15 protein-coding genes are annotated in these 16506 nt (G+C 64.9%); 11 read left to right on the forward strand and 4 right to left on the reverse strand.

All coding sequences use genetic code 11. The features are described from left to right. Positions 1–179 precede the first annotated feature (179 nt). Positions 180–1694, reverse strand: a complete 1515-nt coding sequence (gene arfA / locus FHG71_RS15450) for an arabinosylfuranosidase ArfA (protein WP_139082601.1) — start codon at positions 1692–1694, stop codon at positions 180–182. A gap of 151 nt (positions 1695–1845) precedes the next feature. After that, positions 1846–2772: an ArsR/SmtB family transcription factor gene (locus tag FHG71_RS15455; RefSeq protein WP_139082602.1), complete on the reverse strand. Its 927-nt coding sequence runs from the start codon at positions 2770–2772 to the stop codon at positions 1846–1848. Between the two features lie 237 nt (positions 2773–3009). Between FHG71_RS15455 and FHG71_RS15460 the strand changes: the two genes are divergently transcribed. From FHG71_RS15460 to FHG71_RS15470, 3 genes are all read left to right on the forward strand, one after another. Continuing rightward, entirely contained in the window at positions 3010–4281 is a 1272-nt protein-coding gene (locus tag FHG71_RS15460; RefSeq protein ID WP_139082603.1) for an extracellular solute-binding protein, read from the forward strand. Positions 4282–4344: 63 nt separating this feature from the next. Continuing rightward, entirely contained in the window at positions 4345–5229 is an 885-nt protein-coding gene (locus FHG71_RS15465; RefSeq protein ID WP_139082604.1) for a carbohydrate ABC transporter permease, read from the forward strand. Beyond that, positions 5226–6095 carry a carbohydrate ABC transporter permease gene (locus tag FHG71_RS15470; RefSeq protein WP_139082605.1) on the forward strand — a complete coding sequence of 290 codons (870 nt, stop codon included), beginning with the start codon at positions 5226–5228 and terminating at the stop codon, positions 6093–6095. Before FHG71_RS15465 ends, FHG71_RS15470 begins: the two co-directional genes overlap by 4 nt. A 55-nt stretch (positions 6096–6150) precedes the next feature. Here the strand turns inward: FHG71_RS15470 and FHG71_RS15475 are convergent, their stop codons facing one another. Then, complete coding sequence (locus tag FHG71_RS15475) at positions 6151–7251, reverse strand: ABC transporter ATP-binding protein (protein WP_139082606.1); 1101 nt, start codon at positions 7249–7251, stop codon at positions 6151–6153. Positions 7252–7349: 98 nt separating this feature from the next. Between FHG71_RS15475 and FHG71_RS15480 the strand changes: the two genes are divergently transcribed. The 4 genes from FHG71_RS15480 (at position 7350) to FHG71_RS15495 (ending at position 11201) form a co-directional block, all read left to right on the forward strand. Next, the gene (locus FHG71_RS15480) at positions 7350–7679 is read left to right on the forward strand and encodes an NAD-binding protein (protein WP_218014109.1); all 330 of its coding nucleotides are present in this window, start codon (positions 7350–7352) and stop codon (positions 7677–7679) included. Positions 7680–7720: 41 nt separating this feature from the next. Further along, entirely contained in the window at positions 7721–8755 is a 1035-nt protein-coding gene (locus tag FHG71_RS24595; RefSeq protein ID WP_139082608.1) for an NAD-binding protein, read from the forward strand. Further along, positions 8706–9455, forward strand: coding sequence for a potassium transporter TrkG (locus tag FHG71_RS24600; protein ID WP_139082609.1), 750 nt, complete (start codon positions 8706–8708; stop codon positions 9453–9455). Before FHG71_RS24595 ends, FHG71_RS24600 begins: the two co-directional genes overlap by 50 nt. Positions 9456–9713: 258 nt before the next feature. Beyond that, positions 9714–11201, forward strand: a complete 1488-nt coding sequence (locus FHG71_RS15495; RefSeq protein ID WP_139082610.1) for a phospholipase D-like domain-containing protein — start codon at positions 9714–9716, stop codon at positions 11199–11201. A 605-nt stretch (positions 11202–11806) separates the two neighbouring features. On the opposite strand, the gene FHG71_RS15500 is transcribed toward FHG71_RS15495, so the two are convergent. Then, entirely contained in the window at positions 11807–12601 is a 795-nt protein-coding gene (locus tag FHG71_RS15500) for a response regulator transcription factor (protein WP_139082611.1), read from the reverse strand. An 83-nt stretch (positions 12602–12684) separates the two neighbouring features. On the opposite strand from FHG71_RS15500, the gene FHG71_RS15505 reads away from it, so the two are divergent. Genes FHG71_RS15505 through FHG71_RS15520 form a run of 4 tightly spaced genes read left to right on the forward strand, consistent with a single transcriptional unit; the run spans position 12685 to position 16482 of the window. Next, positions 12685–13743: an ABC transporter ATP-binding protein gene (locus FHG71_RS15505; protein ID WP_139082612.1), complete on the forward strand. Its 1059-nt coding sequence runs from the start codon at positions 12685–12687 to the stop codon at positions 13741–13743. Continuing rightward, positions 13743–14642: an ABC transporter permease gene (locus FHG71_RS15510; RefSeq protein ID WP_139082613.1), complete on the forward strand. Its 900-nt coding sequence runs from the start codon at positions 13743–13745 to the stop codon at positions 14640–14642. The genes FHG71_RS15505 and FHG71_RS15510 overlap by 1 nt, the downstream gene beginning before the upstream one ends. Next, positions 14639–15460, forward strand: a complete 822-nt coding sequence (locus FHG71_RS15515; RefSeq protein ID WP_139082614.1) for an ABC transporter permease — start codon at positions 14639–14641, stop codon at positions 15458–15460. Before FHG71_RS15510 ends, FHG71_RS15515 begins: the two co-directional genes overlap by 4 nt. Next, the gene (locus FHG71_RS15520) at positions 15457–16482 is read left to right on the forward strand and encodes an extracellular solute-binding protein (protein WP_139082615.1); all 1026 of its coding nucleotides are present in this window, start codon (positions 15457–15459) and stop codon (positions 16480–16482) included. The genes FHG71_RS15515 and FHG71_RS15520 overlap by 4 nt, the downstream gene beginning before the upstream one ends. The last annotated feature ends 24 nt before the right edge of the window (positions 16483–16506 follow it).

A 16506-nucleotide genomic window follows, 5' to 3' on the forward strand; every position in this document is an offset into this window, starting at 1 on the left:
CGAGGAGCTGCTGCCCGAGGAGCTGCGCGGCCTCACTTGATCTGCTGCTCGGCACCCGCGCGGGAGCGGAGCCGACGCTGCTCTCGCCGACCTACTGATCGAAGCCTTGCCATAAAACGAGCCTCTACTACGCAAACAGCGATGGACCGACACAGGCCGCCTCAGTCCACCGCAGTGCCTTAGACGCTGACCCGTAACATCTGCCAGGAGTGAGGCGGCAAGTCGACGCGGGCGATGCCATCCTCGACCACAGCCCCCTGTCCGGGCCGGGGCACGACCTCGTTCGGCCGCTCCACGCTGTTCACGACGTGCAGGTCCGGATGGGCGATGACCTGATGATCGATCACCCGGGCCGTCGTCCCGAAGCCCTGAAGCGAGAGGTCCACCGAGAGCGTCTTGGACGGATGACGGTTCACGGCGAAGAAGGTGACGACCTTCTCACCTTGATCGAGCACCCCAGCCACGTCGAGATAGGGCACCTCTCCAGCCATTTCCGTTTCGTAGCTCGGCGAATCGACGGCAAGTTGCAGGGCCGTGCCACGCCCATAAAGCGAGGTGAGCAGGAAAGGCCAGTAGGTGGTCTGCCGCCAGGCGGGGCCGCCGGGCTCGGTCATGATCGGGGCAATTACGTTCACGATCTGCGCGATGCAGGCGATCTTCACCACGTCCGCGCGGCGGATGAAGGTGTTGAGCGTGAGCCCCACCTGCAGCACGTCCTCGAAGTTGTAGATGTCCTCGAGCAGGCGGGGGGCATGCGGCCAGCCCTGCATCCCCTCGAGGATGGAGCGGTCCTGTTCGTGGGAGTGGTACCAGACGTTCCATTCGTCGAAGCAGATGGCCACCTCGCGCTTGGAGCGCTTGTTGGCCTTCACGACGTTGATGACCGACTGGATGGTGGCGATGTAGGTGTCGAGCTTCGAGCTCAGCGCCAGATACTCGGCCGTGTTCTTGGCCTTGTTCTGTGAGTACATATGGAGCGAGAGGTAATCCACCGTGTCGTAGGTGTGCTCCAGCGTGATTCGCTCCCACTCGGGATAGGTGGGCATGTCTGGCTTAGAGGACCCGCAAACCACGAGTTCCAGCTTTTTGTCGAACGCCCTGAGCGCCTTGGCGACCTCGCCCGCCACCCGCCCGTACTCGACGGCGGTCTTCTGACCGATCTGCCAAGGCCCGTCCATCTCGTTGCCGAGGCACCAGAGTTGGCAATTCCATGGCTCCGCGCGACCGTTCTTCTTGCGAAGATCGCCCCAATAGGCGCCCGTCGGTCCATTCACGTATTCAACGAAATTGCGGGCTTCGTCGAGCCCCCGCGAGCCGAGGTTCAACGCGAGCATGGGCTTGGTCCCGACAAGCTCGCACCAATCCATGAACTCGTGGATCCCGACGGCATTCGACTCCGAGGTGTGCCAGGCGAGGTCGAGCCGCGTGGGGCGGCTTTCGCGGGGGCCGATGCCGTCCTCCCAGTTGTAGGAGGACACGAAATTGCCGCCGGGATAGCGGATGAACGGCATCTGGAGCGCCCGCACGAGCTCGGCCACATCTCCACGGAAACCCTGGGCGTCGGCCGTCGGATGCCCCGGTTCATAGATGCCCGAATAGATGGCGCGCCCTAGGTGCTCGAGGAAGCCCGAGTAGATCCGGTCATCGATGCGCGAAATGGTATAGTCGCGATGCACCGTGACACGCGCCGTCAACGCATCGCCTTCCGCCGCGGTCCCGCTGCTACGGGCCCCAACCCTGACGTTCATCTTTGTATCCTCCCGCCGCGCATCTTGGCGCACTATTCGTATCGTGTTGGTCGATACTTATCCGGAGGAGGGATGCAGTGGTCAAGCTCCGTCTTCGTCAGCGGCGCCGGATGAGCCTCAGAAGGATGTCCTGATCGTAATTTCCGAAACCGCGCCCGAAGATGTTGATGCCGCCCGGGTGCCGGGCATCTTCCCGGACCGCGACCGTGAGCCTGATCGAGCGGTGATCCGACAGGCTCAGGTCCTTTATGCTGACGGGAGAGATCTTCATCCCGTCGACGAAGGACCCCTCGGGCGTCACCCGGAAGCTCTTGAGCATCCCGTACTGACTTCCCTTCAGCTTCCACCAGTCGGGCGTGTAGACCCCTCGCTTGTCGCCGAAGTCCCCGGGCGAGGTCCACGTCCCGATCTCGACCCCGTTGATGGAGACCGTGATGTCGGAGGGCCAGTTCGGGGAAGTCCCCGGAACCTCCGACGACAGCTCCATCGATACTTCCAAGACGGCGACCTCCCCGCCCAAGATCCTGGCATTGTTGGGAAACTGGTATTCGACATAACCGCGCATGAACCAGATGAGCGCGGCACCCATCCGACCCGGATCGAGGAAGCTGTCGGGCACGTCGAGCAAGCCGACCACGCCGTGGGGCGAGCAAAGGCCGCAAGGCGCGCTGACGTGGCAGCTCGTGTAGAGGCCAAGCGGCATCGCGGTCTCGATGGTGTCGGAATTCGTCGGCTGGCCGGCGTCCTTGAAGGTGACCAGGACCTCATCGAAGAGCGTGTGGCAGAGCTTCTGGGTGCCCTTGCGCGCGCGCTGGTTCTCGGACCGTACGAGGCCGGCATCCTCAAGGATCTGGATGTTGGCCGAGACGCTCGACTGCGGCAAGCCAGTCGCCGCCGAGATCTCATTCACGTTCAAGGGGCCTGAGCGTAGCAGCTTGAGGATGCGGGCGCGGGCCGGGGACGCGAAGGCCCTGAGCACCAGCTGGTCCTCCTCGGGGTCCACGATGAGGAAATCGCGGGCCATGGCCATGTCCTTCACGTCAGTTGGTTCAGTGGGTGACGCTAGCAGGTTTCTTGGTGCATTCAACGCGGCGTGAGCAGGCAAGGAACTAAAAGCGCCTCTTGGTCCGCAGATAAGCGACCGGAGCAGGCTACGAACCGGGCAGATCAGTATGTAGCACGAAAACTGTTGAGAATGGCGACCGAGCGGCTACAGTGCTCGCAACAAGGCGGCGAAGTGCCGCAACAACGGGAGGAAAGCATGAACGCAGTGTCGAGATTCGGCGCGGCCGCAGTAGCTGCGCTTGTGGTGGCGGGACCTGCCGCCGCGCAGGAGACCGTGGTCTGGTGGGACTTCCTGAGCGGCGGCGACGGCGTGCGCATGAAGCAGCTGATCGACGACTTCAATGCCGCGCACGACGGCCAGATCGCGATCGATGCCACCACGCTCGAATGGGGCACGCCGTTCTATTCCAAGGTCCAGACCTCAGCGGCCGTCGGCGAGGCGCCGGACATCATGACCTACCACGCGAGCCGAATCCCGCTCGCCGTGGAGCAGGGCGTGCTTCAGCCGATCACGGAAGCGGACTGGCAGGCGATGGGCCTCTCTCCGTCCGACTACGACCCGGCGACCCTGGAGGCTGCAACCGTCGATGGGCAGATCTACGCGGTGCCCTTCGACACCCACCCGATCGTCCTCTACTACAACAAGGACGTCCTCGCGGAAGCGGGACTCCTGACAGAAGATGGACTACCCATGGGTCTCGACTCGCGGGAAGGGTTCACGGCAACTCTGCAAGCGCTCAAGGATCACGGCGTAGCCTTTCCGATGGCGAGCGTGACCGCCGACGGGAACTTCATGTTCCGCACGATCTACTCGCTCATGGCCCAGCAGGACGGCGAACTGCTGACGGACGGCGAGTTCCTCGCCGGCGACAACGGAGAGAAGCTGCAGAACGCGCTTTCCGTCCTGGCCGAATGGACCGAGGCCGGGCTCCAGTCCACCTACACCGACTACCCCGCCACCGTCGCGCTCTTCACCTCGGGCGAGGCCGCGATGATGATTAACGGAGTCTGGGAAGTCCCGACGATGATGGACGCGCAGGCCGCCGGCAACCTGTTCGAGTGGGGCGCCGTCGAGCTTCCCGTGATCTTCGACCATCCCGCGACCTATGCGGACAGCCACGCCTTCGCGATACCCGCCAACCAGGGCGTGGAGATGTCGCCCGAAAAGCGTGCCGCCGTGCTCGAGGTGATGGGCTGGATGGCCAAGAACTCGCTGTTCTGGGCAACCGCGGGGCATATCCCTGCCTATGGTCCGGTCACGCAGTCCGAGGACTACAAGGCCATGCAGCCCAACGCGACCTACTCGTCGCTGACGGCCAACATGATCTTTGATCCCAAGACGCCGCTCGCCGGGGTCGCGGGACCGATCTTCGATGTCATGTCCACCTACTTCGTGCCAACGCTCAACGGCGAGATGGACCCGGCCGAGGCCGTCGAGGAAATCCGTTACGAACTGAACGACATGTAAGAGCGAAGCCCCGGGGCGCCCTTCCGGCGCCCCGGACCCAATTCGCCGCCGGGAGAGCCGCACATGCTCCGGAATGCCAAGAAGGAAGCGCTCATCGCCCTGGTCCTAGTCGCGCCTTTCGCGGCCATCTACGGGCTGGCTTTCATCTACCCGACCATCCAGATGTTCCTGCTGAGCTTCACGGACGCGCCGCTGATCGGGCAGGGCGACTACGTGGGCGTCGAGAACTACGCCCGGCTGCCTGGGGACCGTCGCTTCCAGACGGCCCTATGGAACACGGGATACTTCGTGGTCCTCAGCGTGATCCCGGGCACCTTCGTGGCCCTGGCGATCGCGCTTGCCGTTGACCGGCTGAAGGGCCGCTTCCAGTCGCTCGTGCTTGCGCTCTTCTTCCTCCCCTACATCCTTCCGGTCTCCGTGGTCTACCTGATCTGGGACTGGACCCTGAACTTCCAGTTCGGGATCGCCATGCACCTGTTCGACCTCCTGGGCATCCAACGGGTGCCGATCTTCAAGTCGACGGCCTGGTTCATGCCCGCCGTGGCGCTCGTCACGGTCTGGTGGACCTGCGGCTTCTCGATCCTGCTGTTCCTGGCCGGCCTGCGGGCCATTCCGGCCGAGATATATGAGGCGGCCGCCCTCGACAACGCGGGCCGGTGGACGACCTTCCGGCGAGTTACTTGGCCGCTCATCTGGCCCGTGACGGCGTTGGTGCTGACGATCCAGCTCATCCTTCAACTCAAGATCTTCGACCAGGTCTACCTGTTCTCGACCGGCGGGCGCCCCAACGACAACCTCGTCCTCGTCTACTACATCTTTCAGCGGGCCTTCCAAAGCGACCAGGGCGGCCGCGCCGCCGCCATCGCGGTGGTCCTCTTCGTCATGGTGGTGATCGTGTCGGTCTTCAACTTCCAGCTCGTGCGGATGAGCCGCGGGAGGGCGCAATGACGGCACTGCCAGCCCAGGGCATCGCGCCCTTGCAGCGGATCCAACGGCTCAACGTCGCCGGGGCTATCCTGTCCATCCTCACCGTCGTGGCCGCGGTCATCTGGGCCTTCCCGATCTACTGGGCCGTCGTGACCTCTCTGAAGCCCGAGAACGAGACCGTCCGGGCCGCCGTCGAACTCTGGCCCGAAACCCTCACCTTCGAGCACTACCGCTTCGCGCTCTTCGAGACCCAGATCGGGAACTGGTATCTGAACTCGCTGGGCACGGCGTTCGGCACCATGATCCTGACCGTGAGCTCGTCGCTCCTGTGTGGATATGCCATCTCCCAACTGCGCTTCCCGTTGCGCCAGCCGCTCTGGTGGCTCATCCTGGCGAGCTTCATGGTCCCGACCCAGACCCTCATCATTAACCACTTCGAACTCGTGGCAAACCTCGGGCTCCTGAACACCTGGGCCGGAATCATCCTTCCGCAGCTGATCCACCCCGTGGTCATCATCGTCTACAAGCAGTTCTTCGACGGCGTTCCCAAGGAGTTCCGGGAGGCCGCCGTGATGGACAACGCCTCGGAGTGGCGGATCCTCACGCGCGTCTACATCCCCATGAACTGGGGGGTGACCACGGCGCTCTGCATCGTGACCTTCATCTGGTCGTGGAACGCCTTCTTGTGGCCGTTTCTTGCGGTGACCCGGACCGAGGAGATGACCATCACCGTAGGGATCACGCAGGTGAACGACGCCTTCGGGGTCTACTACGCCCGCCAGCTGTCCGCGGCCGTCCTGGCCGGCCTGCCGGTGGCGCTCGCCTATCTGATCTTCCAGCGGCGCGTCACGCAGGCGATCACTTTGTCAGCCGGGATAAAGGGCTGAAGGATTAAGGGTTGAAGCGGAAAGAAGGGGGGCGTCACCCACGCCCCCCATGGTTTCAGGCCATGGCCAGGGAGCCGGCAGCCGGTTCCGCATGCCAAGCCCGCCCAGCCTGATCGAAAAGGTGGACTTCGCTCCGGTCGATCTCCAGCCCCACATGCGCGCCCGCGGCAAGGGAGGAGCGGCCCGTGTCCTGGGCCGTCACGCTGGCCCCATCCGGCAGGCGCACATGGACCAGGGTCCGGTCGCCCAGGCGTTCGACCACGGTCGCCTCGCCCTGGAGATCGCCGCCGGCGGGGGTGACCCGCAAGCTCTCGGGGCGGATGCCGAGCTGGTAGCGACCGGCTTCGGCGACGGTGACGTGGAGGGGCAGCCGCACTCCGGACGGCAGGACCGCCCCACGATCCGTGCCCCGCCGCTCGACCGTCACGTCGATGAAGTTCATGGCGGGACTGCCGACGAATCCCGCGACGAAGCGCGAGGCGGGACGCGAGTAGACTTCCATCGGCGTCCCGATCTGCTCGATCCGGCGGTCGTTGAGGACTACTATCCGGTCCGCCAGCGTCATGGCCTCGGTCTGATCGTGGGTCACATAGATCATCGTGGACCTGATCCGCTGATGGAGTTCCGCCAGTTCGACCCGCGTCCGCACGCGCAACGCCGCGTCGAGGTTCGACAGTGGCTCATCGAAAAGGAATGCCCTCGGCTCCTTCACGATGGCGCGCCCGATCGCCACCCGCTGCCGCTGCCCCCCCGAGAGCTGGGCCGGGCGCCGGTCCAAGAGTTGCCCTATTTCCAGAATCCGCGCCGCTTCGCCCACCCGGCGCGCAATCTCGTCCGAAGCCATCCCGACGTTGCGCAGTCCGAATGCCAGATTCTCACGCACCGTCATATGGGGGTAGAGCGCATAGTTCTGGAAGACCATCGCCACACCCCGCTGGCCGGGAGGCAGGCTCTCGCACCGCGTCCCACCGATGGTGAGCGTGCCCGAGTCGATCGTTTCAAGGCCGGCGATCATGCGGAGAAGAGTGGACTTGCCCGATCCTGACGGTCCAAGGAACACCACGAGTTCGCCCGAGCGTATGGCGAGCGACACGTCGTCGATCACCGGCACGGCCCCATAGCTCTTGGAGACATTGGTCAGCACGATTTCGGCCATGTCTTGCTCCTCCCCGTTTTCCATTCATCCTTGTGGATATAGATCAATAGTCAAGGATCAAATGACCGGGGCAGGGCGGCGACAGTTACGTCGACTTGGTGGGCACGACCATTGACCGGCCTCTCGCCTTCGAAGGTGCCAACGTTACCGTCATCGACAATGTTGCGGAGCCGGCCCGCCGCGCCGCCGAGAGCTTCGACGTGACCAGCGTGGTGGGCCGTGCCTCCCATTCAGGCGTCCTCGAGAAGGCCGGCGCTCAGAACGCCGGCCTGCTGATCGCGGTCACGCGCTCGGACGAGTTGAACATGGTGGCCTGCCAGGTCGCCCATTCGCTCTTTTCGGTGAAGCGGCGCGTCGCCCGTGTGCGGCACAACGGCGACCTCGCCCGATCTGGAGGAACCTCTACGCCAGCGACCAACTGTCTATAGACGTCATCATCTCCTCCAAGCTGGAGGTGGCCAACGGCATCATGCAGCGGCTGAGGACGCCGGGGGCGTTCGATGTGGTCGCTTTGGCGGACAGGCGCGTCCAGCTCCTGGGTATCCACTGCAACACCGAAACCTGCAGCGCCTCTGGCCACGGAATCCGCGACCTTCCCGGACGCTTCCTCGACGCCCACGTAGTGGTCTTGGCGCTGGCGCGGGAGGGGCGCGCCTTCGTTCCCACCGGAGACGACATCATCGAGCGTGGCGACGACGTGTTCGTGGTCACTACCCCCGGGGCCTTGGCCGGGTTCATGGACGCCTTCGGCCACAAGGAGCAGATCGCGCATCGCATCGTGATCGTCGGCGGCGGCGGCAATGTCGGGCTGAACCTTGCCCAGCAGATCCGGCGCCGCTTCGGTGTCGCGTCGCTCAAAGTGATCGAGGCGAGCCGTCCTCGGGCCGAGTTCATCGCGCGGGAACTCGGCTCCTCGGTGGTGATCCTTCAGGGCAACGCTCTCGACCGTGAGGTTCTGGGGGAGGCCAATGTCGGCGACGCCGAGACCCTCGTGGCCGTCACCAGCGACGACGAGACCAACCTCTTCGCCTCATTGCTCGCGAAGCGCAGAGGTTGCGAACGGACGATCACGCCCGGCCTCAATCTTTGGCAGGCTTTTCGGATCACTCCGCTGAGCTGGACCGCCGTGGCGCTCTTCGGGGCCTTGCCGCTCTTTCTGTCCGACCACTCTCAGTTCGAGCGCAACGCCAATAACGCCGTCGTCGAAGCCATGTCCGGCCTGACCACGACGGGTGCCACGATTCTCGTGGGGCTCGACCATGCGCCCCCCGGCATCCTTCTCTGGTGCGCCCTGCTCCAGTGGATGGGCGGCATCGAGATCATCGCCGTGGCGCTCGCGATCCTGCCGACGCTTGGCGTAAGCGGCTGGCAGCTCTTGCGGACCGAGAGCTCGGACCGCTCCGAGAAGGTAATGCCCAAGGTGAAGCAGATCGCCCTCGCGATCTTTGGCGTCTATGTTCGGCTACCCTGCTTTACACGTCGAGCTACCGCCTCCTCGGGATGACCACCTTGAGTCCAGCGCTCACGCCCTGAGTACCGTGTCCGCGGCCGAATTCTCCACCTCCGACAACTCCCTGGGTCACTGGGACCTCCCGGCCCTGCACTGGGTGCCCACCCTGGTCATGCTGACGGGCAGCACCCCCTTCGTCCTTTACGTGCGCCTCCTGCGGGAGGAGGGAGCGGCGCTTTGGGATCAGCAGGTCCGCACGTTCCTCACGGTGCTGGTGATCGTCGTCGCGGGGCTGACGATCGGACTCGTCGCCACGGGGCAGCATGGCGCGGCCGACGCCCCGCGCCACGCAGCCTTCAACACGGTCTCGGTGGTGACAACGACCGAATACGCCACGACGGACTACAGCCTATGGGGGGATGCCGGCGTCGCGGCGTTCTTCGTGCTTACCTTCCTAGGGGGCTGCACCGGCTCCACCATCGGCGGCATGAAGATCTTCCGGTTCGAGGTGATGTGGATCCTGCTCCGGCGCCACTTCCTGCTGCTCCTGCCTGCTCGCGCCCTTGTAGCGAAGAAATACGCAAGGCGCCCGCTGCCCGAGGACCTGGTTGGGTCCGTGGTGGCATTCCTGGCACTCTTCTTCGTCTGCTACAGCCTGCTGACGGTCTCGCTGATGGGCTTGGGCCTCTATTTCCTGACAAGCGCCAGCGGAGCGGCGACGACGCTGGCCGTTGTGGGTTCTGGCCTGGGCTAGACTAGCGGTTCGGCGGGGAACTTCTCCACGCTCCTAGATGGCGCCAAGTGGCTACTGTCCTTCGCTATGCTGCTTGGGCGGCGGGCGTTCATCACAGTGCTGATCGTGTTCGTGCCCAAGTTTTAGCGCGGCTGAGGCTGGCACACGGACCCGTCAAGGTCCTGGCGAGTTCGCACGCGATGGGCGCGCCTCGTTCTGGATTGCCGACCGGCGTCACAGCGGGCAGGCTTGGTGCGAGGGTCTGAAGGGAGTGCCTGATTGGACGGAGATGGCGTAGACGCAAGGCCCGCCTCGGACATACTGCGCCCCGGCGACACCTGCTGGCGTATCGCGCACGCCGACCGGCTTCGCGTGATCGTCGATGCCGCCGACTATTTCGCGACCTTCCGGTCCGTCGCCCAGGAGGCCCGGCACAGTCTGCTGCTCATCGGCTGGGACTTCGACACCCGCATCGAGCTTGACCGAGCCGATGGCCACTCCGAGGTGCCCAACCGCCTGGGACGTTTCCTGAGCTGGCTGGTCCGGAACCGGCCCAATCTTCAGATCCATATGCTGGAATGGGATGTGGGCCTGCTGCTGGCGCTCGGCCGGGGGTCCACGCCGCTGCGGGTTGCCGACCTCGTGTCGAGCAAGCGGGTCCGGCTCCAGCTCGACCACGCTCACCCGGCCGGGGCGGCCCATCATCAGAAGATCGTAGTGATCGACGACGTGCTGGCCTTCTGCGGCGGCATCGACATGACGGCCGGCCGGTGGGACACCCCAGCGCACCAAGATCACGATCCCCTTCGCGTCAGCCCCACCCTGGGATGGCGCTTTCCGCCCTGGCACGACGTCACCACGGTAGTGGACGGGGACGCCGCCCGCGCCTTGGGCGACCTCGCCCGGGAGCGTTGGAGGAGGGCCTGCGGCGAGGAGGTCGCACCGCCCCCGCCGACCGCGCCGATCTGGCCGGAGGGGCTTGTTCCAACGCTGGAGGATGTCGAGGTGGGGATCTCGCGCTCCGCGCCGGACTATGACGGGCGGGACGGGGTCCGCGAGATCGAGGCGCTTTACCTAGATATCGTCAAGTCCGCGCGACGGCATCTTTACATCGAGAGCCAGTACTTCGCCTCTCGCCGCATCGCCGAAGCCATGGCCGAGCGGCTGCGCGAGCCGGACGGGCCGGAAATCGTGGTGGTGAACCCGCTTTCCGCCCAGGGCTGGCTCGAGGAGGAGGCCATGGGCTCGGCCCGGGCCAAGCTGCTGCGGATGGTCCGGCGGGCTGACCGCTACGGTCGCTTCGGCCTCTACACGCCGGTGGCCAAGGGCGGCACGCCCATCTACGTCCATGCCAAGGTGGTGATCATGGACGACCGGCTGCTGCGGGTGGGGTCTTCCAACCTCAACAACCGCTCCATGGGCTTCGACACTGAATGCGACCTGACGGTCGAGGTCGGGCCGGGCGACCCGGACGGGGCCAACCGGCGCCGGCACATAGCGGCGCTCCGGGCCGATCTCCTGGCCGAGCACCTCGGTGTGCGTCCTGATGATGTGGAGGTCGCGTTGGCGCAAGCTGGTGGCTTCCTCATCGGCGCCATCGAGGCGCTGCGCTCCGATGGGCGTTCCCTTGTGCCCTTCAAGCCGCCGGAACTGAATGCCCTTGAAGAGGAGGTCCTAGCCGAGAACGAGCTTCTCGACCCGGAACGCGCGTCAAGGCGCTGGCGCCCGCTCAGCCTGCCTAAGCGGCTGCCTTGGTCAGCAGCTTAAAAGAACCTGATGCTAACTTGCTCCCAAACTTGTCACGGTCCTGTTCGTGGCCACGATCGGCTTCTGGAACATCTCGGGCGCGATTCAGGGTGGGGTGAGACAGCGCGCCAGGACGCTCGCATCGTGCGGGATATCCGTTCGAAGGGAGAAGACGAGACAAAAAGCGTCGATGGAGTCCCGTTCAACGGAGCTTTGAAGCAACCCGGACCGCAACGGGGTCGGTGACTGTGCCAGCAGAAGACGGCGCCACGTCGTTCGAGATGCGTCTCCTTGGGACGCATTGACCACATGTTCATCCGCCCTGTGAACCAGCATGTGCATCGCGGAGTGCACCGGGATGTACAAATGAGAGGGGGTCTCCTACTCCGAGGAGCGAGAGCACAGCCATCTCAATAGCTTGGTAAGTCTATGGCTCCGGCGGTAGGGGCCGGACCGACACCCCGAAAGCAATTGAGTCAGCAGGATTTTCGCCCGATTCCGCGTGCGACTCCGACGATGTGTCTCAACGTGTGCCGTACCTTGTGCACCTGTTCAAGGGAATTCGCCGCAAACTTGTTCGACACAGACGAGAGGAGCCATTTGGAAGATAACTGCCCTTCTCCGCCTTACGATCTATCGGCGAGCAGGGGGAGAAGGAGCGAGAACAGCTCGGCTTGAGAACTGATGCCGCAGCGACTGTAGAGTTGCTTACGAAAGACCTTCACGGTCTGAGCCGCGACATCGAGCCTCAAGGCGATCGAGGCAGTGGAATGTCCCCGCAGGATCAGAAGGGCGACCTCGGCCTGGCGGGGCGACAGATGAATGCCATGCACTGTCCGAAGTGCCTGTATCAGCTGTGCGGCCACGTCCGGCCGGGGCGCGGACTGCATGGGAAGCGTCTCCCAATGCGACTCCGCGAGAGCGACGACAAGCGGCGCGAGCCTGTGACAAACCTCGATGTCTCGAGGGGAGAAGGGGCGGCCCGAGGACGCATCACGCCCGAGGCAGATGAACAGCGACACGTCCTGCGCGGGGTAGGCAATGTAGCTCAACTCATCGAGAAGCGTTGTCTGCTGGTAGTATTCAACGAAGTAGCGGCTGCGGTGGAAGGCGTCAGGCGCCACGTCCGTCAGCCGGTAAAGCCCGGCGGGCACATGGTTCAGGTGCAGTTCGTGATACGGGTCGAGAAGGTAGGCCCCGTCGAGGAAGATCGTCTCGATCCGGGCAAAGACCTCCGGGCTCGTGGAATGGCGGTACAGGATCTCAGGCGAGGCCGAGTCGCGGTAGGCCAGGATGATGATGTTGTCGGGCGCCACGCATCGGCAGAAGAAGTGCCATAGGGCGCTCTCGAACCCCGTCCGGCCCAGCCGTCGCACGACCTCGGCCAACTGACGCTCGGCCGAGTTGGGCAGCGCCTTCATCCCGTATACCTCCCGAGGGGTATATACCTCCTCGATCAATCTCGTACCTCTGGGAACGCCCAGAACAGGGGGTATGAGGTAGCATGAAGGCCGCCATCGAGCTTCGTCAAGTTGTCAAGCGCTACGGGGCGACGACCGCGCTCCATGGGGTGACGCTCGAGATCGGGGACAACGAGTTCTTCACGCTGCTGGGACCGTCGGGCTGCGGCAAGACCACGCTGTTGCGGATGATCGCGGGCTTCGAGGATGTCACCGAGGGGCAGATCCTCCTGTTCGGAGAGGACATCTCGGGGCGGGAGCCGAACCGGCGGCCCGTGAACACCGTGTTCCAGCAATACGCCCTGTTTCCCCATATGTCGGTCATCGACAACGTGGCCTTCGGGCTCAAGATGAAGGGCATGGACCTCGCGTCGCGCCGCCAGCGCGCGGGACGGATGCTGGAGATGGTGCACCTGTTGGCCTTTGCCGACCGCCTGCCGTCGCAGCTGTCGGGCGGGCAGCAGCAGCGGGTCGCGCTGGCCCGAGCGCTCGCGCCGGAGCCCAAGGTCCTCCTCCTCGACGAGCCGCTGTCGGCGCTGGACCTCAAGCTCCGTCAGGCGATGCGGGTGGAGCTGAAGCAGCTCCAGGAGGAGACGGGTATCACCTTCGTCTTCGTCACCCATGACCAGGAGGAAGCGCTGACCATGTCGGACCGGATCGCGGTGATGAGCGCGGGTCGTGTCCAGCAGGTCGGCCCCCCGCGTGAGATCTACGAGGCGCCGGTGAACCGCTTCGTGGCCGATTTCATCGGCGAGACGAACCTTCTGGAGGTCGAAGTCGAAGCCGTGGAGGGGGGCATGGCCCGCGTTGTCCTGCCGGGCGGGCACCGGATCGCCTGTCCCGCCGCCGCCGGCACCGCCGGGCGGCACCACCTGTCGATCCGGCCCGAGCGGCTGGCCATCGCGTCCCAGGGCGGCGAGATCGAGGCCACGGTGGAGCGGGTCGTGTATCTCGGCACCGACCTCCAGATCATCACCCGGCTCGACGGCGGGGCGGCCTTCGACGTGCGGCTCCAGAACTCGGCGCGGGTCGCGGTGCCCGCGCCCGGCACGCGGGTCGGCCTACATCTGGAGGAAGGCGCTGCGCGCCTTCTGGCCGACTGATGGCGGCGCGACGGCCGGGCGAGCGGAGCCTTCTCGTCCCCCTCCTGCTGCCGACCTGGGCGATGATCGGCGTCTTCATGGTCCTGCCAGTGGGGGTCATGGCGCTCTATTCCTTCCTGACCCGTGAGTTCCGGGGCGGGGTGGACTGGACCTTCTCTCTCTCTGCGTACGACCAGTTCTTCTTCGACCGCGGCCTGTTCGGGGACGAGGCTCCCCGCCTCCAGTGGGCCTACATCTCCATCTTCTGGCGGTCGATCTGGCAGGCGGTCATCGCGACTGTCCTTTGCCTCCTCGTCGGGTTCCCGACGGCGTGGTTCATCGCGACGCGGCCCGCCCGCTCGCGCGGCGTATGGCTGTTCCTCATAACCGTGCCCTACTGGGTGAACCTGCTTATCCGCACGGTGTCGCTGCGGTTCCTGTTGCGCGATACCGGGCCCCTGAACCAGGGCCTGATGAGCCTCGGTCTCGTTGACGCGCCGCTGCCGGTGGTGAACACCAATCTCGCGGTGCAGCTTGGTCTTTTCTACAGCTACCTGCCCTTCATGGTGCTGCCGATCTACGCCGCCGTGGAGCGCTACAACTTCGCCCTGTCGGAGGCCGCGGCCGACCTTTACGCCAGCCGCTGGACGACCCTGAGGGAGATCGTGCTCCCGCTCGTCAAGCCCGGCATCGTCGCGGGGTGCCTTCTCGTCTTCGTGCCGTCGCTTGGCGCGTTCCTTGCGCCCGACCTCCTGGGAGGGGCCAAGACCTTCATGATCGGCTCCCTCATCGACGAGCAGATCAAGGGCAGCCAGGGGAACTGGCCCTTCGGCGCAGCCGTGGCGGTCATCCTGATGACGCTGGTCCTGATCGCCCTGGTCGCCTACGCGCGGTCGGTGACGCGGGAGCGGTCGGCATGAAGGGTGTGCGTCATTACCCGGGCTTCACCGCCATCGCGCTCGGCTGCCTGTTGGTGCTCTACGCGCCCATGATCGTGGTGGGGATCTACAGCTTCAACGGCTCGACCTCTCTCACCACCTGGGGCGGGTTCTCGCTCCGCTGGTACGCCGACGTCTTTACGGGGGAGGAGGCTGAGCGCTTTGGCATGGCCACCTGGAACTCGCTCACCATCGCGTTCATGGCCGCCACGGTCTCGACCGTCATCGCCACGGCCGCCGCGGTCGCGATGGTCCGGGGCGGGCGCTTCCGGGGGAAGGCGGGGACCTTCGCCCTCATCAACCTGCCGCTCATGGTACCCGAGATCGTCATCGCGGTCGCCACGCTGATCTTCTTTTCCACCATCGGGCTGGAGACCGGCTACCTCACGGTGCTGATCGCCCATGTCACGTTCTGCATCCCCTTTGCTTACCTTCCCATCTCGGCGCGTCTCCAAGGGATCGAGGGGACCTACGAGCAGGCGGCGCGCGACCTCTACGCGTCCCGCTGGCAGGCCTTCAGCCTGATCCTCTTGCCGCTGATGGCGCCCGGGATCGTGTCGGGCTACCTCCTCGCCTTCATCATCTCGCTCGACGACTTCATCATTACGAACTTCGTCAAGGGCGCGGGGATGGAGACGCTGCCGACCGCCATCTTCGGATCGGTCAAGCAGGGGCTCAAGCCCAACATCATGGCCATCTCGACCATGCTCCTCGTGGTCTCGATCCTGTTCGTCACGCTCAGCTACCTCATCAACCGCAGGGGGCAGAAGACCCTCGTTCAGCAAGGAGATCGCGCATGAAACGACTTCTCGGGGCCGTCGCCCTCTCGGCGCTCGCCTCGGCCGCCCAGGCCCAGGAGGAGCTGAAGGTCTACATCTTCTTCGAATACATCCCCCAGGAGCTGGTGGAGAAGTTCGAGGCCGAGACGGGCATCGACGTCACGGTCGACACCTTCGACAGCAACGAGGCCATGCTCGCCGCGCTCAAAGCCGGGCGACTGGGCGAGTACGACGTGGCCGTGCCCGGCGACTACATGGTGGAGATCCTGCGAAACCAGGGCCTCGCAGACACCTTCACGCCCGAGGAGCTTCCGAACTTCGGCAACATCGACCCGCAATGGATCGACGTGCCCTTCGATCCGGGCCGAACCTCGTCCATCCCCTACCAGTGGGGCCTCACGGCCTTTGCGGTGAACCGCGACGTGTATCAGGGGCCCATCGATTCCCTGTCCATCATCTTCGATCCGCCGGAGGAGCTGTCGGGCCGCATCAACGTGCTCGACAGCCAGGGCGAGGTTCTGGCGCTCGCCTCCATGTATCTGGGCATCCCCCAATGCACGCAGGACCGCGACCAGCTCCGGGCGCTCAACGACATGCTTCAGGAGGCGCGCCAGCACTGGGCGTCCTTCGGGTCGGACACCTCCAAGGAGGTTCTGGTCTCGGGTGATGCGGCGGCGGGGATGATCTACAACGGCTTCGCCACCAAGGCCCGGGACGAGGGCGCGAACATCGAATACGCCTTCCCCAAGGAAGGGTCGGTGATCTGGATGGACAACGTCGTCCTCCTCAGGGACGCGCCCAACCGCGATAACGCGCTCCGGTTCATGAACTTCCTCCTCGACCCGGAGAACGCGGGCGCGGTCACGAGCTATGCCGCCTATCAGGCCGGGGTGCTGGGCGCGGAGGAGTTCACCGACCCCGCGATCCGCGACTCGCCGGAGAACAACCCGCCCGAGAGCGTGAACCTAGGCGATTTCGTCATGGCCTGCGACGAGACCACCCAGGCCACCTATGACGCGATCTGGACCAACCTGAAACAGTGAGCCGAACCGCGCCGGGACCCCTCC

Source organism: Rubellimicrobium roseum (assembly GCF_006152145.1).
GTDB lineage: Bacteria > Pseudomonadota > Alphaproteobacteria > Rhodobacterales > Rhodobacteraceae > Rubellimicrobium > Rubellimicrobium roseum.